We start from the raw sequence: 25,450 nt of genomic DNA, 5'->3' as shown, positions 1-25,450 counted from the left end.
GGCCGGCGGCGCCCGTCCCGCCGTCGGCTACTTCCTGCCGCGGCGCAGCAGCAGATAGGCGACGGTCAGCGCCACGGCGGCGCCGATGAGGGCACCGCGGTGGTCACGCACCTGTCGGGGTGCCTTGTCCTGCCACAGCTGCTCGGCCTGCCCGGCCTTGGCCCTGACCTGGACGGCGGCCGCGGCGGCCGTGTCCTTGACCGGGGCCGGGACCTTCTCCTCCAGGAGGTGGGCCGCCCCGGCCGCCTTCGCCCTGGCCTGCTCGGACAGCTGCGCCGCCGTGCTGCCGGCCTGTTCCTTGAGCGCGGTCGCCTTCTCCTGCGCGCGAGCCTTGACGTCGGTCTTCGCGGCCAGCGCCTCGACCGTCTCGCCGAGTTCGTGGCGGGTCTGTTCGACCTGTCGGCGCAGGTCCTCGGGACCGTCGGCGGTGGGCTCGTCATGGGGTGGCTGGGTCATCGTCGTGCACTCTCCTTGATCTCCGACACATCGGCTTTCACGCTGTCGACGGTCCGCTCGGGCACCGGTGGGGCGGCCGCGCCGACCTGCTTCTTGCCGGTCAGGGCCAGCACGGCGGTGATCACCGCCAGGACGGCCGTGACGATCAGGGCCGCGGCCCACACCGGGAGCGGCACCGCGATCGCGGCGATCGCGGTGGCGATCAGCGCCTGAAGGGTGAGGAAGCCGAAGAGTCCGGCCCCGCCGAACAGCCCACCGCCCTTGCCGTAGCGTTTGCCCTTCTCGACCATTTCCGCCCGTGCGAGCTGCATTTCGCCGCGCACCAGTTCGGTCAGCTGCTGCGAAGCGCGTTGCACCAGGTCGCCGACCGACTCGCCGCCGTCGGCGGTCCGCGCGCCGCGTTCACCGTCCGTGCCGTACCGTCCTGCTTCAGCCATCGCCTTCACCCCTTTCTCTCGGTGCCGCACCGGGTACCCGGTGACGGGCGGGGAAGACATCCCTGCGCGGAACGGGACGAGTCACGCCTACGCCCGCGTCTCGCCCGCGCCGGCCGTGTCGGGAAGGGGCACCAGGTCGCTGGTGCAGAACCCGCAGCGGCGCGCCTGGGCGGGCACGGGATTGAGGCACTCGGGACAGTCCCGCTTGTCCGCCTGGATGTCCTGGTGCGGGGCGAAACGTTCGTGCAGCTTGTTGACCGGCAGGACCACGAGGAAGTACAGAACGCAGGCGATCAGCAGAAACCCGATGCCGGCGTTCACGAAACTTCCGTACGGGAAGACCGTCCCGCCGAGGGTGAAGGTCCTGCGGCTGTAGTCGCCCGTCGCGCCGGTCGCGAAGCCCACGATCGGGGTCAGGAACGCTTTCACGAAGCCGTTGACGAGTGCGGTGAAGGCCGCCCCGATCACGATGCCCACGGCCAGGTCGACCACGTTCCCGCGCAGTATGAAACTGCGGAACCCTCCCAGCAGATCCCTCACGGTCCCCTCCCTCTCCTCGGCCTCGCCCGGCCGTTCGCGGCTTCCTCCGGCCGCGGCGGTCGCGGCGGTCGGAGTGCGTCTTGCCGCGCCGGCGCCGGTCACACCACCGCCCGCCGACCCGCGGATCGGGGCGGCTCCACCCGGATGGCCGCCCGCCTCGCGCGAAGGCGTCGGTCGTTGCCTAGCGTCGGAGCGACGGCCCCCGGCCAGGAGGAGACACCCATGCCCCATCGCACCGTCGTCGCGGGCATAGCCGCGACGATCATGACTTTCGCTCCGCTGTCCGGAGTCGCCCACGCCCAGGACCTCGACTGCCGCGACTTCACCTTCCAGGAGGACGCCCAGGCGGAGTTCGACCGGGACATCAGCGACCCCAACCGCCTCGACGAGGACCAGGGAACGGACGACGGCGTCGCCTGCGAGGTCCTCCCGCGCCGGCCGCTGCCCACCCTCGTACCCGCCACGAGCATTCCCGCGCCGGTCCCGACCGGCTCCGCGCCGGTGACGATCAGCCCCGCGGCGCTGCCCAGCCTCGGTGTGCGCGGCGGCGTCGGCGGCGCCGTGACCGCAGGACCGTCCGGCCGGGACATCGGCATCGGCGCCGGCCTGACGGCGGCGGGCCTGCTGGCCGGCGCCGCTTGCGTGCGGCGGCGCCGACGCCGCGTCTGACCGGCCCCGGGAAGTGCCTCGACAGAAGCGCGGTGCGGGCGCCCCGTGCGGACCGACCCGCACCGCGTTTCAGGAGGCCGCGTCGCCGGGATGCCGTCCGGGGCCCTCGGTCCGGTCGGCCAGCGGAGTCGGTGACAGGACGGTGTCCTCTTCGCCCGGCTCCAGGAGGGTGGCCGCGGCACCGACGACCAGTGGATCCGGACTGCCGACCGCCTCGGCGTCCTTGGCCGTGTAGTCGACGCGGTGCAGCAGACTGCGCATCGCTTCGATGCGGCCCCGGCGTTTGTCGTTGCTCTTGACGACCGTCCAGGGGGCGTGCGCGGTGTCGGTGACGCGGAACATCTCGACCTTGGCGGTGGTGTACTCGTCCCAGCGGTCGAGGGAGTCCACGTCGGTGGGTGAGAGCTTCCACTGGCGTACCGGGTCGACCTGGCGGATCGCGAACCGCGTCCGCTGTTCGGTCCGCGAGACGGAGAACCAGAACTTCACCAGGATGACGCCGTCCTCGACCAGCATCTCCTCGAAGAGCGGGCACTGCTTGAGGAACAGGTCGTATTGCTGTTGCGTGCAGAAGCCCATGACCCGCTCGACGCCCGCCCGGTTGTACCAGGAGCGGTCGAAGAAGACGATCTCACCCGGCCCGGGCAGATGGTCGACGTACCGCTGGAAGTACCACTGGCCCTTCTCCTGTTCGGTGGGCTTGCCCAGCGCCACGATCTTCGCGCCGCGGGGATTGAGGCGTTCGGTGAAGCGCTGGATGGTGCCGCCCTTGCCCGCCGCGTCGCGCCCCTCGCAGATCACGATCAGACGGGCGCCGGTGTCATTGACCCAGCGCTGGAGTTTGAGCATCTCGATCTGGAGGACGCGCTTGGTGCGCTCGTACTCCCTGCGGCTCACCTTGCGGTCGTAGGGGTAGTTCTCCCGCCACGTCGTGATCGGCTGACTCGCGCCGTCGAGCAGCACCGGCTGTTCCGGTCTGCGGTCGTCCACCGTCAGCCCGTCGAGCAACCGGGCCTCCACCTCTTCACGATCCATCGGTTCCGCGCCTCCTCGGAATGCGTCGCTCGCGTCTGCGGCCGGGTTCCGTACCGGTGACCACCCCAAACGCGTTGACCTGCCGGAAAGCCGTTTGGCCCGGCCCTGCGCGGAAACCCCGACGGTCGACGGAGCCCGGTGCAGGGGAGTTCACCCCAACGGTGCGCGCCTGGTGCGCGGCCCTCCGGGTCGTGAGAGCGTGATACGCCAAATGTCCTTTTTATACATTTTCGCTACACATCGGAGGACTGTCACCCCATGAGCGAGACCAACCCCATCAAGCGGGCGGCCCAGAAGATCACCGACAGCCTCCAGGGCGACGGCGGGGCGCCGGAGGAGGGCATTCCCGGCAAGCCCGCGCCCGAGTCCCCGTCACTCGCCGAGCCGACGGAACCCCGCGACCCGCTGCCGCCCAAGGCGGACCAGAGCGGTCCCGACACCGTGTCACCGACCGGGCAGCCGACGGGCGCCGACCAGGCCCGCATGGCGCAGTCCGGCCGCTACCTGACGAACGCCCAGGGCACCCGGCTCCCCGACACCGACCACTCGCTCAAGGCGGGGCCCCGAGGGCCCGTGCTGCTCCAGGACCACCATCTGCGCGAGAAGATCATGCATTTCGACCACGAGCGCATCCCGGAGCGCGTGGTCCACGCCCGGGGCGCCGCGGCGCACGGCACGTTCCAGAGTTACGGCACGGCGGCCTCCGTGACGAAGGCGGCTTTCCTCGCCGAGGACGAGGAGACGCCGGTGTTCGTGCGCTTCTCCACGGTGCTGGGTTCCCGGGGATCGTCCGACACCGTACGGGACACCCGGGGATTCGCGACGAAGTTCTACACCAGCGAGGGCGTCTTCGACCTGGTCGGGAACAACATGCCGGTCTTCTTCATCCAGGACGCGATCAAGTTCCCCGACATCATCCACGCCGGCAAGCCGCACCCGGACCGGGAGATCCCGCAGGCGCAGAGCGCGCACGACACCTTCTGGGACTTCGTCACCCTGCACACCGAGGCCACCCACCACACGCTGTGGAACATGTCCGACCGGGGCATCCCACGCTCCTACCGGACCATGGAGGGCTTCGGCGTCCACACGTTCCGCCTGGTCAACGCCGAGGGTGCGACCACGCTGGTCAAGTTCCACTGGAAGCCCAAACTCGGCGTGCACTCGCTGGTCTGGGAGGAGGCGCAGATCATCAACGGCGTCGACCCCGACTTCCACCGGCGCGACCTCGCGGACGCCATCGAGGCGGGCGCGTACCCGCAGTGGGAGCTGGGCATCCAGACGTTCCCCGACACCCCGGACCAGATGTTCGAGGGCATCGACCTGCTGGACCCGACGAACCTCGTGCCCGAGGAACTCGCGCCCGTCCAGCCGGTCGGGCTGCTGACCCTCGACCGCAACCCGTCGAACTTCTTCGCCGAGACCGAGCAGGTCGCCTTCCACGTCGGCCATCTCGTGCCGGGCGTCGACATCACCGACGACCCGCTGCTCGCGGGCCGGCTGTTCTCCTACCTGGACACCCAGATCACGCGCCTGGGCGGCCCCAACTTCCCGCAGCTGCCCATCAACCGTCCGCACGCGCCGGTCAACGACATGCTGCGCGACGGCCTTCACCAGACGGCCGTGCACCGGGGGGTCGCCCCCTACCGGCCCAACTCGCTCGACGGCGGCTGCCCGTTCCTCGCCGGGGCGGACACCGGGGCGTTCATCGAGGCTCCGGTCCGTGTGCCGGAGAGCACCAAGGTCCGCGAGGCGCCCGAGTCGTTCGCGGACCACTTCAGCCAGCCCCGCAGGTTCTGGCTGAGCATGTCCCCGCTGGAGCGCGAGCACATCATCGGCGCGTACACCTTCGAACTCGGCAAGTGCTACGAACAGGCCATCCGGGAGCGGGCCTTGCAGGTCCTGGCCAACATCGACCCGGAGCTGTGCGGTGAGGTGGCGACGGGCCTCGGGCTGCCGGCGCCCGCACCCACCGTGCCGCTGGCCGACGTCCAGCCCAGCCCGGCGCTGTCGCAGCTCGGCCGCACCTGGCCGACGGACGGCCGCGTCATCGGCATCGTCGTCGGCCCGGACGGCGACTTGGACGGCGTACGCGCCGTGCGCGAGGCGGTCGTCGAGGGCGGCATGGTCCCGCTGGTCGTCGCCCAGGCGGGCGGCGTCCTCGGCTCCGGTGAGGGCGCGGTGACCGTGCAGCGCACCTACGCCACCGCGCGGTCCGTCGAGTTCGACGCGGTACTGCTGGCCGGTCTGCCCGGGGTCGGCAGCGACGCGTACGGCGCCCGCGACGCCAAGGCGTTCCCCGCCGCCGCACAGCAGCTGACGGGCGATCCCCGAGTCACCCTGCTGGTGACCGAGGCCTTCCGGCACGGCAAGGCCGTGGGCGCCTGGGCGGGCGGCGAAGCCGTCCTCGAAGGGGCCGGGGTACCCACCGGGGCACCTGGCGTGGTGGTCGGTGACACCGGTACGGCCGCCCTGGAACAGCTCGTCCCCCTGCTGGGCGGGCACCGTGCCTGGGACAGGTTCACCGCGGCCTGAGCAGTCCGGCCGGGGCAGCAGCCGTCGATCGGCGTGCCGCCCCGGCCGCGTGGTGGAAACGCTTCCGGCATACGGGGGTTGGACCATGCAGACGTTTCTGCCGTACCCGGACTTCACCGAGTCGGCGGCCGCCCTGGACGCGCGCCGGCTGGGCAAGCAGCGCGTCGAGGCGCTTCAGGTGCTGCGGGGTCTGACGGTTCCCGGCTACGGATGGCGCCACCACCCGGCGGTGCGCATGTGGACCGGGTACGAGGAGGCGCTGGTGCGCTACGGCCTGGACGTCTGCGGGGTGTGGACGGCGACCGGACGTGCGGACACCTGCGCCGCCTCGCTGGTGGCCGGCTTCGACGGGCCGCCGGCCGGGGTCCGCACCCAGGAGCGGCTCGCCGAGGCGGGGGAACTGCCGCCGTGGCTCGGCGATCCCGCCTTCCACCGCAGTCACCGGTCGGCGCTCGTGCGCAAGGATCCCGAGTTCTACGCGGCACTGTTCCCCGGCGTGCCCGACGATCTGCCGTACGTCTGGCCGGCGTCGGACCGGGCCGCGCCGCGCGAGGGGTGAGCCCCTCGCCACGGCCCGTCGTCAGGTGCAGTCGAGCGCCGTGAGGTCCACCGCGCCGGCCATCGCCCGCATCCCCTTCTCAGACCGGCGGCGAGGAGGGTGCGTCTGTCGGGGTCCGTCGGGCGGGGGTTCATGGCGGCTCCGGAGGTCGGAGGGCCCGGGTGCGGTACCACAGGTCACGGACGGCCGCCTTGCCGGGAAGCCGAGCGCCGTCCAGTCGGCGCTGACCGGGGCCGGCGCGTCGGCCAGGTTGAACAGGGCGACTGGAGGCACCGTCGGCGTCAGCGCCGTGTCCGCAGGCGGGCCAGCAGGCCACGCGCCTGGGCCCGACGGCGCGGATCGGCCGCCGCACGCCGTGCCTGCTCCATCGTGCGCCGGCCCTGCGGGCTCCTGGCGAACTCCTTGATGCGCTGGATGACGCTCATCTCTGTCCTCCCCTTGTCTGTCGTCGTACTCCTCTTGCGGTCGTCCGGCTACCCCCGAACACGCCGATCAGGCCCGTCGGACGGGGTGTTCGGGGGCAGCCGGACCAACACGCCGCTCCCCCGCCGCCCGCCGTCGCCCGCTCACGCCGCGCGCCCCCTGGCCGCCGCCGTCCGCACCGGCGCGGCCGCGAGGCGGGCGCCCGCGGGCCGGGTGCGGGCGGCGCGGACCCGGTAGGTGGTCTTCGTCGGGTCCGTGACGGGCTCGCCCACCGTGATCCGGCCGGCCGCGTACAGCTCGTCACACTCGGTGGCGGACAGCGCGACATAGCAGCCACCCCGGCCGCTGTCGGCGTCCAGCGGCCGCCAGTAGCCGTACACACGGCGTCCGCCGGCGTGCTCGGTGACGAACACGGGTGTCCGTGGGTCGGAGAGGATGCGCAGCACGTCGGCCCCGGCGCGGCCCGGCGACACGCCGGGGCGGGGCGGCTGGGCCGGCCGCCCGTTCCGGACCGCACCGCCGTCGCCCGTGCGGGCCGGTCGCGGGGCCGGGGCCGGTGCCGGACGGGTCGCCGGACGCGCCTTCTCCTCGCGGCCGATCGGGAGCGGGCCGCGCTGCCGCGGCACGCCGCCCGCCGTGCCGACCGTGCCCGCCGCGCCGGACCCCTCCGCGCTCCGACGCTGCCAGGGGTGAGCGCCGGAACGTACGTCGAGGAGCTGCGGCTGGAGGGCGGTGGGCGGCATGATCGGTGACCTTTCCTCGGCGGGGACATGAGACCGACTACCCGGTTGAGCCGAAGTTGATCTCATGTGGGGCATCCTTCATGACGGCACTGACAACGGGCGGGTTCACCGGCGCCGCATCCCGCGCCGCCGGCGGTTGACCTCCAGCGATACGGGCACTCGGCGAGCCACGTGTCAGCGACTGCGGGAGGTGCACGGTGGCGGTACGGCATCGGCTGGTCAAGGCGAGTCCTCAGACGGTGTGGGACGTTCTCGCCGACGGTGACCGCTACGCGGAGTGGGTGGTGGGCACGTCGTCGACCCAGGAGAAGACGGGCGAGTGGCCACGCGTGGACGCCAAGATCGCCTACGAGATCCGGGTGGGGCCCGTCACCCTGGCCAACGAGACGGTCGTCCGGCGCTGCAGGGAACCGGACGTGCTGGAGCTGGAGGCGCGGGCGGGCGTGCTGGGCACGGCGCGGATCGCGTTCGAGCTGCGGCCGTGGGGCCCCCACTGTCTGGTGATCCTGGACGAACATCCGCTGCAGGGCGTCGGCGGGCTGTTGCACAACGCCGGCGTGGAGGTGGTGACCCAGCTCCGCCACCGGGCCCTCCTCGGCCGGCTGGCCAAGGTGTGCGAGGCCGACGCCCGCGGCGGAGTCCCCGACGGCGGGCGGAGGGCGCCCACCGGGGCGCGACCGCACGCCGCGGGAGGCGCCGATGCCTGACGCGGTGGTGATCGGCGCCGGACCCAACGGGCTGGTGGCGGCGAACCTGCTGGCCGACGCGGGCTGGAGCGTGGAGGTCCTCGAGGAGCAGCCGGAGCCCGGCGGCGCGGTGCGGCACGACCGGTCGGTGGACCCCGAGTTCGTCAGCGACCTCTTCAGCTCCTTCTACCCGCTGGCCGCCGCCTCACCCGTCCTGACCAGGCTGCGACTGCACGAGCACGGTCTGCGCTGGAACCATGCGCCCAGCGTCGTGGCCCATCCCCTCACCGACGGCACCTGTGCGGTCCTCGACCGCAGGGTCGACGTCACCGCCCGCTCCCTCGACGCCTTCCACGCCGGGGACGGAGCCGCCTGGCGTCGCCTGCACGAGGTGTGGGAACAGCTCCGCCCGGACATCCTCGACGCGCTGTTCACCCCGTTCCCGCCGGTGCGGGCCACGGCCAGGCTGGCGGCCAAGCTGCGCGCCGCGGGCGGTCTGCGACTGGCCAGGACGCTGGCCCTGCCGGTGCGGCGGCTGGGCGAGGAGGAGTTCGGGGGCGAGGGCGGCCGGCTGCTCCTGGCCGGCAACGCCCTGCACGCCGATCTCGCTCCGGAGGCCGCGGGCAGCGGCGGGTTCGGCTGGCTGATGGCCATGCTCGGCCAGTCCTACGGCTTTCCGGTGCCGGCCGGCGGCTCCGGCGCCCTCACCGAGGCCCTGGTCAGGCGGCTGCGCGCCCACGGCGGCGTACTGCGCTGCGGGCAGCGAGTCAGCCGGATCGTCGTCCGGGACGGGCGCGCGGTGGGGGTGCGCACCACCGACGGGGAGCAGGTCGCCGCAGGCCGCGCGGTGCTGGCCGACGTCTCCGTCCCCGCGCTGTACGGCGCACTGGTCGAGCCGGAGCACCTGCCGTCCCAGCTGCTGGCCGACCTCGAGCGTTTCCAGTGGGACTTCGCGACCTTCAAGGTCGACTGGGCGCTGAACGGGCCGGTGCCCTGGCAGGCCGAGGCGGCGCGTCGGGCCGGGACCGTGCACCTGGCCGACGGCCTGCACGAGCTCACCCGGTTCGCCGCCCAGCTCGCCATGCGTCAGGTTCCCGACCGGCCCTTCGCCCTGTTCGGCCAGATGACGACCTCCGACCCCGGGCGCTCCCCCGCCGGCACCGAGTCGGCCTGGGCCTACACCCATGTGCCGCAGCTGGTCGAGGGCGACGCCGGCGACGAGGGGCTCACGGGCGCCTGGGACGCGAGCGAGCAGGAGCTGATGGCCGACCGGGTCGAACAACAGGTCGAGCGGTTCGCGCCCGGCTTCCGGTCCCTCATCCGCGCCCGCCGCATCCTCGCCCCGCCCACGCTCCAGTCCCTCGACGCCAATCTGCACGGCGGCGCGATCAACGGCGGTACGACCGCGCTGCACCAGCAGCTCCTCTTCCGGCCGCTGCCCGGCAGCGGGCGCCCGGAGACCCCGGTGCGCGGGCTGTTCCTGGCCTCCGCCGGCGCCCATCCCGGCGGTGGTGTCCACGGCGCGCCGGGCGCCAACGCCGCCCGTGCCGCGCTGCGCCGGCACCGCCCGCCCGGCGGGACGTTCGTACAGCGGGCGCTCGCCCGCCGGGACCGCACCGGCGCGAAGAAGCCCACCGCCGGCTGACCGGCACCGCTCCCGCCGGACCACCGAGAGCCCGAGGACCGAGGACCCCGGGAACCGAGAGCCGACGACCCGAGGAATCGAAAAGCCGACGACCCGAAGAGCCGACGTCCCGAGGAGCCGAGAACCCGAGGAACGGAGCACGCCGTGCACGACAGTCCCCTCGAAGACCGCACCGCCGTGGTCACGGGAGCCGCCCGCGGGGTGGGAGCGGCGCTGGCTCGGGAGCTCGCACGGCGCGGAGCGCGCCTGGCGCTGATCGGCCACGAGGGGGCGGCACTGCGGTCCGTGGCCGCGTCGCTGCCCACTCCCGCGCTGGCCGTCGAGGCCGACGTCACCGACGGCGAGGCGCTGGAGCGGGCGGCCGAGGTCGTCCGTTCGCGGCTGGGGCCGCCCTCGGTGGTCGTCGCGAACGCGGGCATCGCGGAGGGCGGCCCGTTCGCCTCGGCGGACATGGCCTCCTGGCGGCGGGTGATCGACGTCAACGTCACGGGCAGCGCCCTGACGGCACGCGCCTTCCTGCCCGACCTGGTGGAGACGGCGGGCTACTACCTCCAGATCGCCTCGCTTGCCTCGATCGGGGCCGCTCCCCTGATGAGTGCCTACTGCGCCTCGAAGGCCGGCGTGGAGGCCTTCGCGCACGCGCTGCGGGCCGAGACGGCCCACCAGGGCGTGGCGGTCGGCATCGCCTATCTGAACTGGACCGACACCGACATGATCCGCGACGCGGACCGGCATGCGGTGCTGCGTGAGCTGCGCGCCAACATGCCGCCGCCCGCCCGACGCGTGTTCCCGCCGGAGTTCGTCGCGACGCGCCTCGCCACGGCCGTGGAACGCCGGCGCACCGCCGTCTACGTCCCGGCCTCGCTGCGCCTCGTCCAGGTGACCAGGGCCGCGCTGCCGGCCCTGGTCCTACGCCGCGCCCGCCGCGTGCTGCCCCGCCTGGAGGCCTCGGAAGCGTTGCGTCCCACCGGGCCGCTGGGCGCCGGTGGCCGAGCCGACGAAGCGGCGGCGGCACAGCGGCGGCACGCGCCCGACGGGCAGTGAGCACGGTGAGCGCCGGGGCTTACGACTCCCTTGCCTCGCGGGCCCATTCCTCGACGACGGGCACACATCTCTCGGCGAAGTACCCGTAGTCGTCGGGGGTGTTGTAGACATGGGCGGACAGCCGGAGGTAGCCGAGTCCGTCGAAGCTGGTGAACGCGGCCTCCACGCCCAGTTCGGCGGTCGCACGGTCGCGCAGGGCGTCCGCCGCGACCCGGCTCGTGCCCAGGCCCTCGGGCAGGCGGACCAGCCGCATCCCGGGGACGGGCATACCGACGTCGACGGGGTCGGCCGGGGTCCCGGTCCGGGCGAAGGCCTCCGCGACGACACGGGCGCCGTGGTCCGCCAGTTCGTCCATGTAGCGGCGGGCCGTGTCCCAGCCCCAGGTGTCGTCGATGAAGTCCAGTGCGGCGGGCGCGGCCAGGAAGCCGGTGGCGTCGAGCGTGCCCTGGTGGTCGAAGCGGTCCGGGAAGGGTTCGGCCGCGCCCCATGAGTCGATCAGCGGGTGCAGGTCCGCCCGCAGCGGGCCGTGGGCGACGAGCGCCGCCGTGCCGCGCGGGGCACAGCCCCATTTGTGAAGGTTGCCGACCCAGGCGTCGCAGACCAGGCCGTCCAGGGGCGCGGCCAGCAGACCGGGGGCGTGCGCGCCGTCGACGAGCAGGGTGATCCCGCGTCGCGCGGCTTCGGTCCCGACGCGTTCGACCGGCATCAGCCGGGCCGTCGCGGAGGTGATCTGGTCCAGGACGATCAGGGCGACGCCGTCGTCCACCTGCGCCATCACCGCTCGGTACGCCTGCTCGGCATCGGCCGCCAGGGGCACCCGGGCCGTGCGTACGCCGGTCCCCCAACGACGGGCCAGCCGCTCCGCGCCCATGGTGACGGCTCCGTAGCCGTGGTCGGTGACCACGATGTCCCCGCCGGGCCGGGCGGCCAGGGCGGTGTAGACGACGCTGGCCCCCGCGCTGGCGTTCGGCACGAGCGCCAGGTCCTTCGCGTCGGTCCGCAGGCGACCGGCCACGGCCGCACGGGCCGCTGCGATCCGGCCGGGCAGCGACGGGAACCACGCGACCGGGGCGCGTTCCATCTCCGCCCGCAGGGCGTTCTGCCGCTCCTGCGCCACTCGCGGGACGGCGCCGAACGAGCCGTGGTTGAGATGCCGCAGGTCCGGGTCGAGCGTCCAGGCCGCCAGCGCGGGCCGCCCGTCGGGCAGCGTCAACGGCCGGGGCACGGTGACGACTTCGCCCTCGTTCACGGATCTCCTCGGATCGTCCCTGGTCGGGTGCCCTGCCGGTGCCGGGCGGGCCCACGATACCCAGGCGGACGGGGACCCCGGGCGCGCGTCCTCGGGACCTCAGACCCCGGGAACCCCAGACCCCCGAGCCCCAGACCCCCGAGCCTCGGGACCTCAGCCGAAGAAGGACCGCTGCGCGGGCAGGCCGGGGGTGAAGGAGGACGGGGCGCTCATGACCCGGTCCAGGTCTCGCTTGATGCGTTCGGCCTCGCCTTTCACCTGAGCGGGCACGTCGCCCCGTTCGATGATGAGGCGGTGGTAGATCGGGGTGTCGTCGAAGACGGGGATCACCGAGGGGGCTCTGCTTTCGTGGACGGTCGGGCGGGCCGACACGGCAGGACTTGCTTCGGACACGGCCGACGATCCGACGGAGCGAACCGGCGTTTTTGCGACGTCTCCTGACGGTTCGACAGCCGAACCGACCGTGGTGACGTCATCGTATTGTCCCCGATGGCCTGGGTGCGGGTGACCACGGGGGGCCGGGAACGGTCGCGGTGGGCCGCGCGGAGGTGCCCCGGTCGGGCTCCGGCCGCCCTCGGCGCGGCCCCTCGCCGGCGGCGTGCGCTCCGCCCGCTGTCACCACGCCAGGGGGCCGTCCGCCGCGCAGGCCTCGGCGGCGAGACCCTCGATGTCCGGCTCAGGTCGCAGGAGTTGGGCGACGATCGCGGCGGTGGCGCGATGCCAGTCGGCGCACCGCCGGAGCATGGCGTGGTCGCCGCGGCGGACGAGGACGATGCCCGCCTGCGCCGCCGCCCGCCGGGCCCGCCGGACGTACTCCGCGGACTCCCCCGGATCGGTCACCCGGTCACGGTCTCCGTGCAGTACGACGATCCGCTTCCCGCCGAGATGGTCGACGGGTTCGCCGGGCGGGCACCACGGCGCCAGTGCGAGGACACCGCGCACCGCGGGATCGGCCGCCGCCCGCAGGGCCGCCCGGCCGCCCATCGAGTGGCCCACCAGGGTCACGGGCACCTCGCCGACCGTCCGGCGCAGTTCGCCGAGGGCCCGTGCGGTGTCGTGCACGGGATCGGCGGTCGCGTTCCAGCCCCGGTAGCGGTAGCGCACCTCGCCGACCAGCACGTCCTGACGGTCCGTCGCGGCCACGGCCGCCCGCAGGACGGGACGCATGCGCAGGGCGGCCAGGTGCCATCCTCGGGATGCCTCCCGGCTGTGTTCCCGGCCGCCGTGCAGGACCACGACCGCGGCGCCCGGGGCGCCGTCCGGCCGCTGCCGCACCACCAACGCGGAGGTGCTCCCCGCGGCGCCTCCCCCGTCTCCGGCCGCTTCCCCGACCGCCCCTTCGCCCGTTTCTTCGCGCACTGCCCGCCGCCCCTCTCGCCGCACATCCGGATCTTCTCGACGGTCACCGGTTCAGCCCACCACGAACTCCGGCTCCCACGGCCTCGGGCCCGCCGCGTCCTGCCACAGTTGAAGGTCCTCGCCGTCCACGCACACGATGCCGCATCGGCTCGCGTACTCGACGGCGGGTGCGGTGAAGTCGCCGGTGGTGACGACGGCCGCGACCTCGGCCCCGTGCACGGGGAAGCACGTCCCGCCGAAGCGCTGCATGTCCTGGGAACCGACACGGTTGGTGTCGCTGTACCGCTTGCACTGGATGACGAGCACGCGCCCGTCCGGTGTCCTCGCGACGACGTCGGCGCCCAGGTCGCCGGCCCCGCCGACGACCTCCACCTCGGTGCAGCCGTCGCGCCGGCACAGCTCGGCTATCGCCTCCTCGAACTCGTAGGGGTCCAGCTCGTAGGGGTCCACCTCCGCGTAGCGGATCTCCTCGGTGACGGCCGTCAGGTCGTCGAGGGGCTGGTCGAGCGGGATCGTCCGCGCCACATCGGGTCCCCCACCGGCCGGGCCCGCGGGAACGACGGCAGGCGTGGCCTCCAGGGTCTCGACCACCGTCTCCGTGGCTGCCTCCAGGGACTTCGCGGCGCGACGCGCGAGCCTCGCCGCCGAGAACCGGCGCTGCCCGCGCCAGCCGGCGAGGACGGCAGCGGCACCGACGAACACGATCGCGACAGCCCAGCCGGGGCGGTGCTCCGCCGCGGCCGTGGCGGTGCGGGCGACCGTGCCCAGCAGGGTCAGCAGAAGAGCGAGCAACACGAAGTACACGGCCGTGGAACGCAGTTCGAACCGCCGCGGACTGCGCGCGGGCTGCGGAACGTGCGGCGGTACGGCCATGGCGGTGCGTCCTCCCGGTACGTCAACGAAGATCATCAACCGTGTGCCCAGGCCCGGACGATCTATCGCCTGAGGAGTCGGTGTCCGCCCTAGGCGAAGGCGAGCAGGGGGAGTTCGGCGGAGTCGCTCAGTTCGGCCCAGACCGTCTTGCCGCGGCGGGCGTGGCGGGTTCCCCAGCGTTCGGCGAGCTGCGCGACCAGGAGCAGGCCTCGGCCGCCTTCGTCGAAGACACGGGCCCGGCGCAGGTGAGGGGTGGTGCTGCTGCCGTCGGAGACCTCGCACAGCAGGGTGCGGTCGTGGATCAGGCGCAGCCGGATGGGAGGTTGGCCGTAGCGGATGGCGTTGGTGACCAGTTCACTGACGACCAGCTCGGCGGTGAAGCCGAGTTCCTCCAGGCCCCATTCGCTCAGCTGCCGGGAGACGTCCGCGCGGGCCCGGGCGACGGCGGCGGGTTCGGCGGCCAGGTCCCAGGTGGCGACCTGGGAGGCGCCCAGGGCGTGGGTGCGGGCCAGGAGCAGGGCGACGTCGTCGTCCGGCCGGGTCGGCAGCAGGGCCTCGATGACGTGGTCGCAGATCTCCTCCAGCGAGGGAGCCGGCTGGACGAGGGCCTGGCGCAGCCTGGTGAGACCGGCGTCGACATCGTGGTCGCGGGACTCGACCAGCCCGTCGGTGAAGAGGGCGAGGAGGCTGCCTTCGGGGAGTTCGAACTCCGCCGCCTCGAACGGCACGCCGCCCAGGCCGAGTGGCGGGCCGGGCGGCAGATCCAGGATCTCGGCCGTTCCGTCCGGGGTCACCAGTGCGGGCGGCACGTGTCCCGCGCGGGCCAGGGTGAAGCGTCGGGAGATGGGGTCGTAGACGGCGTACAGGCAGGTGGCGCCCAGGTCTCCGGCGACTTCGCCGTCCACGTCGTCGGAGGCTTCGCCGGACAGGCGCAGAACGATGTCGTCGAGGTGGGTGAGGAGTTCGTCGGGCGGCAGGTCGATGTCGGCGAGGGTGCGTACGGCGGTCCGCAGCCGGCCCATGGTGGCGGCGGCGTGGATGCCGTGGCCGACCACGTCGCCCACCACGAGGGCGACCCGGGCGCCGGACAGCGGGATGACGTCGTACCAGTCGCCGCCGACGCCGACCTTGTCGCCCGCGGGAAGGTAGCGGTAGGCGACCTCGGCCGCGGACTGCCGCGGCGCACCGCGCGGGAGCAGGCTGCGCTGGAGGGTGAGGGCGGTGGCGCGGGCGTAGCTGTAGCGGCGGGCGTTGTCGACGGCCACGGCCGCCCGGGCGGCGATCTCCTGGGCGAGGAGCAGGTCCTCGTCGTCGTAGAGGTCGGGGTTGCGGTGCCGGGAGAACCGGGCGACGCCCAGCGTGGCGCCCCGGGCGCGCAGCGGCACCACGAGGGTGGAGTGGACGCGCGGGGCGGCCGCGTCGCCGTGGTGCTTGGCGGGCTGCCCGGTGATCAGGGCGAGAGCCTCGGGCGACCCGTCCGGGCAGGTGTGCAGCTCCTGCGTCGCGGGGCCCGGTTCGGGACCGTCGTCCGTCACCGAGGCCCGCGCGGTCCGGCGCAGCACGAGGGGGCCCTCGTTCGAGAATTCGTGGCTGTGCAGGGCGGCGTCGAGCAGGTCGACGGTGACGAGGTCGGCGAAGCGCTCGACGGCGTGATCGGCCAGTTCTTGCGTGGTGCGGGCGATGTCCAGGGTGGTGCCGATGCGCACGCCCGCCTCGTTCACCATCGACAGCCGCCACTGCAGCCGGCGGTCCCGCTCCTCCTGGAAGGCAAGGACGCCCTGTTCCGAGGTGCGGTCCACGTACGCGGCCGCCGTCGCGATCACGTGCCGTGCGGCTTCGCTGACCAGCTCGGCGTCGTCGGTGAACCGGGGCATCTCCGCGAGCAGCCGGTCGAGGACGATGGACTGCGCCAGCCGGAAGCCCCGCAGCATCGTGCCGAGCGGGGTGCCGTGCCGGGCCAGCCGGCGCGCGCGGTCCAGGTCCGCCGGCGGTGGTTCGATCAGCGACGGTTCGACGGCGTGCTCGAGGCCGAACAGCCCGGCGGCGACGTGCTCGGCGACGTTCTCCGCCACCATCCACGCGATGCCGGGGTCGTCCCACAGCTCGGGAAGCTCCCGCCGCAGGCCACGCTCCACCTCGGCGATCAGCTCGTCCGCTCGCGAACCGAGCTCGCGTACGACACGGGACACGAGACCGGCAGCCGTCAGATCCACAAGGACGACGTTACGCCGTACGGGCGCGTAGGCCTCGTCGGGAGAGGGTCCGCCCGGGCGCCCCACTTTCCGTAGCGGTCACTCCAGGCGACGGCGGGCGCGCACTCCCGGGGAGAAGGGGCGCGCCCGACGAAGCCGTCTCCCCGCAGAACCAGTCGACAGGAGGCCTGCGGGGCCGGTATCCGGGGCGGTGCCCGGCCCCGGTGATCCGGGGCGGTGTCCGGGGCGGGTGATCCGGGGCCGGGCGGGCGGTTACGGCTTGCGTCCTACACCGCAATAGGCGTCGACGGCGGTGAAGTTGGCCGAATCGTCGGGGTGCGCACGCCACTTGGTGACCTGGACGATCCCCGGTTCCACCAGCTCCAGCCCGTCGAAGAGGCCGCCGATCTCCTCGACGGCGCGGACGTGGTAAGGCACGGCGCCGCTCGCGTTGTACGCCTCCGACGCGGCGATCATGCCCTCGCTGGTGGCCGTGCTGTCGCTGATCACCAGGTGGCTGCCCGAGGGGAGACCGGCCATGAGCCGCCGGACCAGGTCGCGTGCCTGCGCGTAGTCGCCGACGTGGCCGAGCGTGTTGAGGATCATCAGAGCGACCGGCCGGGAGAGGTCCAGCGTTCCCGCGGCGGCTTCCAGCACGGCTTCCGGGTCGTACAGGTCCGCGTCCAGATAGGCGGTCCTGCCTTCCGCTGTGCTCGTCAGCAGGGCGTGGGCATGGGCCAGGACCACGGGGTCGTTGTCGACGTACACGATCCTGGCGTCCGGGGCCACGCTCTGCGCCACCTGGTGGGTGTTGTCGGCGGTGGGCAGACCGGTACCCACGTCCAGGAACTGGCGGATGCCCCGCTCTTCGGCGAGGTGCCGCACCGCTCGTCCCAGGAAGTGCCGGCTGGCGACCGCCACGTCGACGAGGCCGGGGAAGATCTCCTTGATGTGGTCGCCGATCTCCCGGTCGACCTCGTAGTTGTCCTTGCCGCCGACGAAGTAGTTCCAGAACCGGGCCGAGTGCGGCTTGGACGTGTCGATCCGGCCGGGTGTTCCGGCGGTCGCGGTGGTCTGGGAAGTCGGGTCCGACACGGCAAGGCCTCCTGCACGGCTACGTAGTTGATCAGGGCACCAACGTAGGCGAACTTTCTTCCCGGGCAGGGACGTTGAGAGCGCTTACTGTCGGCCGCCATGCCGTTTCGGCCATACGGCAGCTCGGGGCGGCGCGTCGGCCCCGGTAAGCCGTTTCCCCAGAGTGATCGACGATGGCCGACGGAGACCGACGGCGGCGGACGTCCGCGGCGGACCGGCGGGCGGGTGGTTCAGCCGGCGCTGTAGCCGAGTTGGCGTCTCATGTACGGCGTCATGAGGGTCTTCGCCTTCGCGAGCACCGAGGTGCGACCGCCCAGTACGGCACTCTCGCCGCCCGGCACGGGCAGCACGGTCAGCCCGTCGGCGGGGCCGAAGGGCACGATGAGCGGGGTGCGCCGGACCGGCCGGTAGAGGCGGGGCTCCTTGCGGTGCCGGCCGGAACTCCTCAGGTGGACGCGGATGTTGTGCGCGGCGAGATCGGCCTGGGCCAGCGCGGCGGGGGTGATCTTGAGTTCGGTGGCGTCGTTCACGTCACCGACCGCGAACACGTCGGGGCGCCCCTCGACCCTGAGCCTCCGGTCGACCTTGATGTGCCCGGCCGCGTTCAGCCAGTCGCCGTGTCCGGCCAGGCGCAGCCAGAGCGTGTTGGGTGTGGTGCCCGTCGCCCAGAAGGAGAGGTCCGCGTCGATGATGTTGCCGCGCGCGTCGCGATAGGTGCCGAAGTCGTTTCCGGGGGACATGAACGAGTCGAGGCGTACCTCCACGTCGTGGGACTCCAGCCAGGCCAGCGCCCGGCGCCCGGCCCGCCGGCTGCCGGCGGAGTTCAGCAGCGCCGGCCCCGCATGGGCGAGCGTGACCCGGGCGTCCGGCCGGGCCAGGCGTATCTCGGCGCTGAGTTCGACGCCGGAGGGCCCGCCGCCGACGACGAGAACGTGTTCGGCGGCGGCGACCTTGCGCTGGTGGCCGGCGAAGGACTTGATCGTCTCCTCGGTGGTGGTGCCGGTGAAGCGGGCCGGTTCGGGGTAGTCGGCGCCGGTGGCGATCACGACGACGTCGTAGGGAAGCCGTTCGCCCGTCGCCAGGACGACCTGCCGTTCGTCGGTGTCGACGCGGACCGCCTTGCCCACGACCACCCGGCCGTCGCGCAGCAACCGGTCGTACGGAATGAAGGGGGTGACCGACCACTCCGGGCGCACACCGGCGCGGAGCGAGGCGATGCGGTGGAAGAACACCTCTTTGCGGTCCACCAGCGTGACCCGGGCCGTCGCGTCCAGTCGTTTCGCCAGCCGGATGCCCGCGTAACCTCCGCCGATCACCACTATGTCGCCGTCGCGCACGCGTGTCTCCTGTGCAGGGGGGAAGCGAGCGGCCGCGCCGTGGGGGGGGGCTCCCTCGGCCACTCGAACTGCCGACGAGCGTAGCGCTTGAAGTTTTAAGTTCTGGTGGAGGCGTGTGCAGCTGTGTGCACGTTCGGTGAAGCCGTGCGGCCGTGCGGGCGCGAACGGTTCAGGTGGCTCGCGGCAGGCGCGCACGGTTCAGGTGGCTCGCGGCCAGGCGCGCAGCAGCGCGGCGATCCTTCCGGCGGTGCAGGCGGGATCCCGCAGCAGGTCGCGCAGGGCCACCGCGTCCTCGCGGGTGGGTTTGACCGGGATGCCGGAGGCGTCCAGGTACATCACGCCCGTCGCCGCGGCGACGGCCATGTTGGACCGCTCGAGCCAGCGGCAGCGGCCGAGGACGTGCACCAGGGCGGCGGCGCGGGCGTAGGGCCCGTCGTAGACGGGCTGCTCGAGCAGATCGGCGCGGTGGCAGGCGACCGCCGCCACCGGCACCCCGTAGTCCTCGGGGGTGGGGTCGGCCGCGCCGGCGACCTCGGCGACCTGGAGGATCCAGGGAACATCGATGTGGACTTCCATCAGGCGGCGTGCGCTCCCGGGACGCGCCGGTCGGCGTCCTCGGCCTCGTCGAAGACGGCCTGGTGCTCGTCCAGGAAGCGCCGTGCCGCGTCCAGGCCGCGCTGCCGCAGCCCGTCGGCGTCCTCACGGACCAGGGCGGCGATGTACTCGCCGAGCGGCAGGCCCCGGTCCTTGGCCCGGGCCCGGGCCAGCTCCGCGATCTCGTCGTCGACGCGCGCGCCCAACTGTGTCTTCGCCATACGCAGACGGTAACAGCTGTTACCAGGCTGCGGCAGCCCCCTTCTTCAGCGGCGCGGGTTCGCCGCACCCGCGGCCGCGACGACACGGTCCCGCTCGGACCGTGTGAGCAGGCCCTCCGCCGGCCAGACGTCCGCCAGGGCACGCACCGCGTCCACGAAACGGGCGGCGGTCGCGAACGGCGCCTGCTGCCAGAGGACGTCGAGGAAGGTCAGGCCGTCCCCCCGGCGCGGTTCGCCACCCCCGAGTCGGTGGCGCCGAAAACGACGACCGGCTCGGCGCGCCTGAAGTAGGCGTGGCAGGCGGCGTCGTCCGCGAGGTGGAACGGGGCCAGGGCCAGGCCGTGCGCGGTGAAGTGCTGCGGACGCCCCTCGGGCCGGACCGCGTCGGCCAGATCGCCCCGGAGGGTGAAGTCACGGTAGAAGGAGAACTGCTGGGCGGACACGCAGGGTGGAACGCGTAGGGCGGGCGCCGCTCGGCCGGACGTGCCCTGCCGGTCGCCCACCGGTGCACGACTAGTCCCCGGGGGGCGCGGTCGGCGGTTCCGTCGTGGTCGGCAGCCACACCCGCATGGTCGAGGGGCCTCGGCGCGCCCAGGAGTGGTAGGGCACCAGGACGATGCCGGTGCGCTCGGCAGCGGGGGCAGGGGCCTGGCCGAGCGGCTGGTAGGGCCAGGTGGCGTCGTGCGGGGCGACGAGTTCACCGGGCGCCAGGACCGTGTCGTCCGGCCCGTCCTGCGGTGTCGCGGACGGATCCACTCGTACGGCGTCGACCTCGTGCCCGTCCGGCAGGTCCACGGACTCGGCGCAGTACACCAGCGGGCCGCGCTGGACGGCGGCGGTGCCGCGCACCGCGTCGATGCGCGGGTCGGGCGTGATCCAGCGCGGGATCACCGGCAGTTCGAGCCGTACCTCCTCACCGGGCCGGAACAGCCGGGTGACCGTGGCCGTGCCGGGTGCTACGGCCCGGCGCGCGCCGTCCGGGCCGACCAGCCGGACGGGGGCACCCTCCGTCCACGCGGGGACACGCAGCGACAGCGTCCAGGGGCGGTCCGGCGACCGGTCGATGCGCACGCTCACGCTCCCCCCGGTGGGGTAGTCGGTACGGATGCGCAGCGCGACACCGTGACCGCCCGCGAGGGAGGTGGCGATCTCGGCGTCGGCGTACTGGTGCAGCTGGATGCCGTGGTCGTCCGCCGTCGCCAGGTAGCCGGGCAGCAGCGCCAGGGTCCGGGACACGTTGGTCGGGCAGCAGGACACCGCGAACCAGGGGGCACGCAGGCTCGATTCGGCACGTGGGCTGTCGGCGTCCGGCGGGGGTACGGTGCCGCGGCGGCGCCGGTGCAGGGTGTTGGCGTAGAAGAAGGCGCGGCCGTCCTCGGACGGGGAGGTCGCGACCACGTTGAACAGGGTCCGCTCCGCCAGGTCGGCGTAGCGCGGCTCGCCGGTGGCCAGCAGCAGCCGCCAGCTGAGCATCACGGAGGCCACCCCGGCGCAGGTCTCCGAGTAGGCACGGTCCGGCGGCAGCACGAAGTCGTCGCCGAAGGACTCGTCCCGGTGGTGCGAGCCCATGCCGCCGGTCAGGTAGGTGCGCCGGGCCACCCCGGTCTCCCACTGCCGTACGACCGCGTCGAGCAGGGCGTCGTCCCCGGTCTCCACCGCCACGTCGACGGCGCCGGCCGCGAGGTAGAGGGCGCGGACGGCGTGGCCGCGCAACGCCGTCGCCTCCCGCACGGGCAGGTCGTCCTGGTAGTAGACGCGGCCGAACTCGGGGTCGGCGAGGGTGCCGTGCCCGCGACGGTCGACGAAGAGCGCGGCTTGGTCGAGGTAGCGCTGCTCCCCCGTCACCCTGGCCAGTTCGACCAGGGCCGTCTCGATCTCCGGATGTCCGCACACGCCCTCGATGCCGCCCGGGCCGAAGGTGGCGCACACGTGGTCGGCGGCCCGCCTGGCGATCTTCGCCAGCTCGCCCTCACCGCGGGCCCGGGTCTGGGCGACGCCCGCCTGGATCAGGTGCCCGTAGCAGTACAGCTCATGGCCCCATTCGAGGTCGCTGTAGCGGGGCTGCTGACCGGGGCGGCCGAAAGCGGTGTTGAGGTAGCCGTCCGGTTCCTGGGCGGGTGCGATGACCTCGGTGAGTGCGGCGATCCGCGAGTCGAGCGGACCGCCGGGAGCCTGTCCGGCCTGCCAGGCCATGGCTTCGAGCAGTTTGTAGACGTCGGAGTCGGCGAACTCGCGGCCCCGCCGGTCCCGGTGGATCCGGCCCTCCACGGCGGCCCGGAAGTTGCCGATCCAGCCGACGCGTTCCATCCAGTCCCGGCAGTGGTCGAGTGTGGCGGTCGCGTTGGTCTGCCGACGCCGGGCCCAGAAGCCCCCGGTGATCCGGACCTCGTCGAGGCCGAGCGGCCGCAGCCGTCCCCGGCTCGGCGCCACCGGCACAAAGGATGAGCGCACCGTGTTCTCCCTCACCAGTTCATGCCTTCGATTCGTCCCTTCGGTGGGTCCGTCAGGTGATCGCGCGGTCAGGCAGCGCTTCAGCCCTTGAGCGCGCCCGACATGAAGCCCCGTACGTAGTGCCGTTGCAGCAGCAGGAACAGGAGCAGACAGGGCACGGCGAGCACCACCACCCCGGCTTCGGTGGCGCCGTAGTCGACGGCGCCCATGCTCTGCTGGCGCAGGTTCGCGACGGCCAGCGGCAGCGGCGCCTTCTCGCTGTCCGAGATGAGGATCAGCGGTGCGATGAAGTCGTTCCAGGCCGCGAGGAAGGCGAACAGCCCCACCGTGATCAGCCCCGGTCGCACCGCGGGAAGGAGCACCCGGCGCAGCGCGCCCGCGGTTCCGCAGCCGTCGACCAGGGCTGACTCCTCCAGTTCGCGCGGCACCGCCTCGAAGGAGATCCGCATCATGAAGGTGGCGAACGGCAGTTGGAACATGGCCAGCACCAGACTCAGCCCGAGCAGCGAGTTCTGGAGGTGGAGTCTGCCGAGCAGCACGTAGAGCGGGATGAGGAGCGTGGCGTACGGGACCATGAGGATGGCCAGGGTCAGCAGGAACAACAGGTTCTTGCCCGGGAAGTCGAAGCGGGCGAAGGCGTAGCCGCCGAGCAGGGAGACGCCGAGGGTCAGCGCGACGGTGAGCGCGGAGACGACGGTGCTGTTGCCGAGGTACCGCCACAGGCCGGCGTCGTAGTCGAGCAGCGTGCGGTAGTTGCCGAGGCCGTAGCCGGTCTCCTGCGCGGTGCCGGGCTGTCCCTCGACCGAGGCCCAGGCGTTCCACAGCAGCGGGAAGAGGAAGATGACGGCCAGTCCTCCGGCGACGACGTAGTAGGGCGTCCGGCCGAGGGCTCTGGTGAGCACCGAAGTCTCCTGTCTCGAGCGGGTCATGACTCGTCGGCGCGGCGAAGGCCGCGGAACTGGAGGGCGTTGAGCAGGAGCAGCGCGGCCAGCACGACGATCGACAGGGCTGCGGCGGTGCCGAGGTTCAGCCGCTGGAACGCCTCGCGGTAGATCAACTGCACGACGGTGACGGTGCTGTTGTCGGGTCCGCCCTTGGTGAGGACGAAGAACTGGTCGAAGGCGAGCAGTGATCCGGTGACGCAGAGCAGCAGGGAGAGGGCGAGCGACGGACGCAGCAGCGGCAGCGTGATGGAACGGAAGATCTGTCCGCGGCCGGCGCCGTCCATCCGGGCTGCCTCGTACACCTCGTGGGGGATGCGCTGGAGACCGACGAGCAGGATCAGCATGTAGAAGCCGGCGAACTTCCAGACGACGAGGAACACCGTGGACAGGAGGGCCGAGGTCGGCGTGCCGAGGAAGGAGACCGGGTCGTCGGCGAGGCCGAGCCGCTCCAGGAGGCGGCTGAGCGGGCCGGTGGTGGGGCTGTAGAGGCCCCAGAAGAGCAGGGAGGCCGAGGCGAGGCCGAGGGCGCCCGGCAGGAAGTACACCGTACGGAAGAAGCCGGCGCCGGGTCGGGACTCCTGTACCAGCAGGGCGAGGAGCAGCGCCAGGCCGAGCAGGACGACCGTGACGATCCCTGTGTAGAGGAGGGTGAAGCGCACGGCCGGCCAGAACAGGGGGCTGTCGGTGACGTCGGTGTAGTTCTCCGGGGCGTTGCCGCCCCGGTCTCCGGCGAGCAGCGGCCAGTCGCTGAGCGACATCTGGCCGACGAGGAGGAGGGGCAGGAGGAAGAAGACGGTGACGAACACGGCGGTGGGGGCCGCGTAGCCGAGGCCCTGGAGCGTGCGGGAGTGCCGGCGGGGCGCGGCGGTACGGGGTCGGCGGGCCGGGCGACGCACCACGGGCCGGTCCGCGGTGGTCGCTCGGTCGGGCGCCTTGACCTGCATGGCTCTCCTCTGCCGGGTGACGTGGGAGGGGTGGTGCCGGGGTCCGGTCGTCCGGTGCCGTGCCGTTCAGTCGGCCAGTGAGGCGGTGACCGCCTTGTTGTCCTTGTCGACGGAGCTTCCGTCGCCGAAGACGGCGTCGCGCATCAGGGACAGCCAGGGCCCGTTGGGGTCGTTGAAGGTCTGGCCGAACTTCAGGGCGTACGGGGTGCGGCCGTTCGCCACGAGCCGGTTGACGGCGACGAGGCGCGGGTCCGCGGCGGAGTACTTGTTGGAGGCGAGGTCGGTGCGGGCCACGACGTCCTTGTGTGCGGCGACCACGTCGACCTGGGCCTCGTCGCCCAGTGACCAGGCGAGGAAGTTCCAGGCCTGGTCGGCCGATCTGCTGGTGGCGGAGATGCCGATGGCGTCACCGCCGACGAAGGTGGAGGTGCCGCCGTCGGGTCCGGGGATGGGTGCGACGCCGAGGTCCAGGTTCTTGGGCATCAGGCCCAGCGTGGTCGAGGGCATGGGCATGACGCCGACCTTTCCCTTCGGGAAGACGCCGGTCCAGGTGGTGCCGGTCTCGTCGCGTGCGCCGGGGGCCACGATGCCGTCCTTCACCCAGCCCCGGTAGGTGTCGTAGACCTTCTTCGCGGTGGCGGAGTCGAGGTTCGCCTCGGTTCCCTCCTTGTTCAGGACCTCCTCTCCCCCGGCCCAGATGGACGGCCACCAGGTGAAGACGCCGCAGCCACCGCAGTTGCCGCCGAAGAAGGTGCCGTCGACGCCGCCGCCCAGCGCGTCCACGGCCCGCGCCTGCCGGTCCCACTCGCTCAGCGTGGCGGGCGGCTTGGCGGGGTCGAGCTTCGCCTTCCGGTAGAGGTCCTTGTTGTAGAAGAGCACCGACAGGTCGAGGGTGTGCGGGACGACGTACTTCTTGCCCTCGTAGGTGCCCGCCTTGATGTGCGACTGGGCCAGGTCGGCGGCGAAGGGCAGGGCGTCGACGCGCTCGGTGAGGTCGGCGAAGAGGCCGCTGGTGGTGTAGTTCGGCACGAACACCACGTCGGAGGCGAAGAGGTCGGGGAGGTCCCGGGAGCCGGCCGCCGCGCCGACCTTGGCCTGGTAGTCGTCGGTGGGGACGACGGTGAGCCTGATCTTGTTCTTGTGGGCCGCGTTGTACGCCTCGACCAGCGCCTCGCTCTGCGGGCGGGTGGCCGCGCGCGTCCACATCGTCAGTGTGGTGCCGTCGTCGACGCCCTTGGCGCCCGCTGCCGCGCCCCCTCCCCCGCCGTCCGGGTCGCCGTCCGACGACCCGCAGGCCGTGATCAGGCTCGCTGCGGCGAGGAGCGCGACGACGCCGGTGGTGAGCCGGCGGACGGGTCCACGTGGTCCGGTCGTGCTCCCCATGACGATCCCCCTTGGATGGGTTCTGCGACGGAAAGA

Annotated in this window: 26 protein-coding genes; 6 read left to right on the top strand and 20 right to left on the bottom strand. The window is 72.9% G+C overall.

Features of this window, described 5'->3' with window-relative positions:
* Positions 1-27: 27 nt before the first annotated feature.
* From ACFVYS_RS21165 to mscL, 3 genes are all read right to left on the bottom strand, one after another.
* On the bottom strand, positions 28-456 hold the full coding sequence (locus ACFVYS_RS21165) for a DUF3618 domain-containing protein (RefSeq protein WP_389504093.1): 429 nt from the start codon (positions 454-456) through the stop codon (positions 28-30).
* Positions 453-893 carry a phage holin family protein gene (locus ACFVYS_RS21160; RefSeq protein ID WP_389504091.1) on the bottom strand — a complete coding sequence of 147 codons (441 nt, stop codon included), beginning with the start codon at positions 891-893 and terminating at the stop codon, positions 453-455. The genes ACFVYS_RS21165 and ACFVYS_RS21160 overlap by 4 nt, the downstream gene beginning before the upstream one ends.
* Positions 894-980: 87 nt before the next feature.
* On the bottom strand, positions 981-1,424 hold the full coding sequence (gene mscL / locus ACFVYS_RS21155) for a large conductance mechanosensitive channel protein MscL (protein ID WP_389504103.1): 444 nt from the start codon (positions 1,422-1,424) through the stop codon (positions 981-983).
* A 231-nt stretch (positions 1,425-1,655) separates the two neighbouring features.
* Between mscL and ACFVYS_RS21150 the strand changes: the two genes are divergently transcribed.
* Entirely contained in the window at positions 1,656-2,102 is a 447-nt protein-coding gene (locus ACFVYS_RS21150; RefSeq protein ID WP_389504090.1) for an excalibur calcium-binding protein, read from the top strand.
* Between the two features lie 69 nt (positions 2,103-2,171).
* On the opposite strand, the gene ppk2 is transcribed toward ACFVYS_RS21150, so the two are convergent.
* Positions 2,172-3,137 (bottom strand): polyphosphate kinase 2, encoded by a 966-nt coding sequence (ppk2, locus tag ACFVYS_RS21145; protein ID WP_389504088.1) that lies wholly within the window; start codon positions 3,135-3,137, stop codon positions 2,172-2,174.
* A gap of 258 nt (positions 3,138-3,395) precedes the next feature.
* Here ppk2 and ACFVYS_RS21140 point away from each other — a divergent pair, with 258 nt between their 5' ends.
* Positions 3,396-5,672: a catalase gene (locus tag ACFVYS_RS21140; RefSeq protein WP_389504086.1), complete on the top strand. Its 2,277-nt coding sequence runs from the start codon at positions 3,396-3,398 to the stop codon at positions 5,670-5,672.
* 85 nt (positions 5,673-5,757) lie between these two features.
* Positions 5,758-6,231, top strand: coding sequence for an MSMEG_6728 family protein (locus ACFVYS_RS21135; protein ID WP_389504084.1), 474 nt, complete (start codon positions 5,758-5,760; stop codon positions 6,229-6,231).
* 281 nt (positions 6,232-6,512) lie between these two features.
* Here ACFVYS_RS21135 and ACFVYS_RS21130 read toward each other — a convergent pair whose 3' ends face one another.
* Both ACFVYS_RS21130 and ACFVYS_RS21125 read right to left on the bottom strand, forming a co-directional pair.
* Positions 6,513-6,656: a hypothetical protein gene (locus tag ACFVYS_RS21130; RefSeq protein WP_171401420.1), complete on the bottom strand. Its 144-nt coding sequence runs from the start codon at positions 6,654-6,656 to the stop codon at positions 6,513-6,515.
* A 141-nt stretch (positions 6,657-6,797) separates the two neighbouring features.
* The gene (locus ACFVYS_RS21125; RefSeq protein WP_389504082.1) at positions 6,798-7,397 is read right to left on the bottom strand and encodes a hypothetical protein; all 600 of its coding nucleotides are present in this window, start codon (positions 7,395-7,397) and stop codon (positions 6,798-6,800) included.
* A 197-nt stretch (positions 7,398-7,594) separates the two neighbouring features.
* Between ACFVYS_RS21125 and ACFVYS_RS21120 the strand changes: the two genes are divergently transcribed.
* The 3 genes from ACFVYS_RS21120 (at position 7,595) to ACFVYS_RS21110 (ending at position 10,772) form a co-directional block, all read left to right on the top strand.
* Positions 7,595-8,104, top strand: coding sequence for an SRPBCC family protein (locus ACFVYS_RS21120; protein ID WP_389504080.1), 510 nt, complete (start codon positions 7,595-7,597; stop codon positions 8,102-8,104).
* Positions 8,097-9,728, top strand: a complete 1,632-nt coding sequence (locus tag ACFVYS_RS21115) for a phytoene desaturase family protein (RefSeq protein WP_389504079.1) — start codon at positions 8,097-8,099, stop codon at positions 9,726-9,728. Before ACFVYS_RS21120 ends, ACFVYS_RS21115 begins: the two co-directional genes overlap by 8 nt.
* Before the next feature lie 144 nt (positions 9,729-9,872).
* A complete protein-coding gene (locus ACFVYS_RS21110; protein ID WP_389504077.1) occupies positions 9,873-10,772 on the top strand; it encodes an SDR family oxidoreductase in 900 nt (299 codons plus the stop codon).
* Between the two features lie 19 nt (positions 10,773-10,791).
* Here the strand turns inward: ACFVYS_RS21110 and ACFVYS_RS21105 are convergent, their stop codons facing one another.
* From ACFVYS_RS21105 to ACFVYS_RS21040, 14 genes are all read right to left on the bottom strand, one after another.
* Positions 10,792-12,021, bottom strand: a complete 1,230-nt coding sequence (locus tag ACFVYS_RS21105; protein WP_389504076.1) for an aminotransferase class V-fold PLP-dependent enzyme — start codon at positions 12,019-12,021, stop codon at positions 10,792-10,794.
* 153 nt (positions 12,022-12,174) lie between these two features.
* Positions 12,175-12,414, bottom strand: a complete 240-nt coding sequence (locus tag ACFVYS_RS21100; protein ID WP_389504074.1) for a hypothetical protein — start codon at positions 12,412-12,414, stop codon at positions 12,175-12,177.
* Between the two features lie 222 nt (positions 12,415-12,636).
* Complete coding sequence (locus ACFVYS_RS21095; RefSeq protein ID WP_389504101.1) at positions 12,637-13,302, bottom strand: alpha/beta hydrolase; 666 nt, start codon at positions 13,300-13,302, stop codon at positions 12,637-12,639.
* 129 nt (positions 13,303-13,431) lie between these two features.
* Positions 13,432-14,253: a restriction endonuclease gene (locus tag ACFVYS_RS21090; RefSeq protein ID WP_389504072.1), complete on the bottom strand. Its 822-nt coding sequence runs from the start codon at positions 14,251-14,253 to the stop codon at positions 13,432-13,434.
* Between the two features lie 89 nt (positions 14,254-14,342).
* The gene (locus ACFVYS_RS21085; protein ID WP_389504070.1) at positions 14,343-16,466 is read right to left on the bottom strand and encodes a SpoIIE family protein phosphatase; all 2,124 of its coding nucleotides are present in this window, start codon (positions 16,464-16,466) and stop codon (positions 14,343-14,345) included.
* A 252-nt stretch (positions 16,467-16,718) separates the two neighbouring features.
* Complete coding sequence (locus ACFVYS_RS21080; protein ID WP_389504068.1) at positions 16,719-17,540, bottom strand: SAM-dependent methyltransferase; 822 nt, start codon at positions 17,538-17,540, stop codon at positions 16,719-16,721.
* 230 nt (positions 17,541-17,770) lie between these two features.
* Positions 17,771-18,877 (bottom strand): NAD(P)/FAD-dependent oxidoreductase, encoded by a 1,107-nt coding sequence (locus ACFVYS_RS21075; RefSeq protein WP_389504066.1) that lies wholly within the window; start codon positions 18,875-18,877, stop codon positions 17,771-17,773.
* Between the two features lie 198 nt (positions 18,878-19,075).
* The gene (locus tag ACFVYS_RS21070; protein WP_389504065.1) at positions 19,076-19,453 is read right to left on the bottom strand and encodes a fic family toxin-antitoxin system, toxin component; all 378 of its coding nucleotides are present in this window, start codon (positions 19,451-19,453) and stop codon (positions 19,076-19,078) included.
* Entirely contained in the window at positions 19,453-19,692 is a 240-nt protein-coding gene (locus ACFVYS_RS21065; RefSeq protein ID WP_365125757.1) for a hypothetical protein, read from the bottom strand. Before ACFVYS_RS21065 ends, ACFVYS_RS21070 begins: the two co-directional genes overlap by 1 nt.
* Before the next feature lie 209 nt (positions 19,693-19,901).
* Positions 19,902-20,135, bottom strand: coding sequence for a hypothetical protein (locus ACFVYS_RS21060; protein WP_389504063.1), 234 nt, complete (start codon positions 20,133-20,135; stop codon positions 19,902-19,904).
* A 70-nt stretch (positions 20,136-20,205) separates the two neighbouring features.
* Positions 20,206-22,143 (bottom strand): glycoside hydrolase family 127 protein, encoded by a 1,938-nt coding sequence (locus ACFVYS_RS21055; RefSeq protein WP_389504061.1) that lies wholly within the window; start codon positions 22,141-22,143, stop codon positions 20,206-20,208.
* An 80-nt stretch (positions 22,144-22,223) separates the two neighbouring features.
* Positions 22,224-23,045, bottom strand: coding sequence for a carbohydrate ABC transporter permease (locus ACFVYS_RS21050; protein ID WP_389504059.1), 822 nt, complete (start codon positions 23,043-23,045; stop codon positions 22,224-22,226).
* 23 nt (positions 23,046-23,068) lie between these two features.
* Complete coding sequence (locus ACFVYS_RS21045) at positions 23,069-24,031, bottom strand: carbohydrate ABC transporter permease (RefSeq protein WP_389504057.1); 963 nt, start codon at positions 24,029-24,031, stop codon at positions 23,069-23,071.
* Positions 24,032-24,097: 66 nt separating this feature from the next.
* The gene (locus tag ACFVYS_RS21040) at positions 24,098-25,414 is read right to left on the bottom strand and encodes an ABC transporter substrate-binding protein (protein WP_389504055.1); all 1,317 of its coding nucleotides are present in this window, start codon (positions 25,412-25,414) and stop codon (positions 24,098-24,100) included.
* Positions 25,415-25,450 lie beyond the last annotated feature (36 nt).

It is taken from the genome of Streptomyces sp. NPDC058295 (assembly GCF_042880655.1).
GTDB classification, from domain to species: Bacteria; Actinomycetota; Actinomycetes; order Streptomycetales; family Streptomycetaceae; genus Streptomyces; species Streptomyces coriariae.
This window is presented reverse-complemented; position numbering and strand designations above follow the sequence as displayed.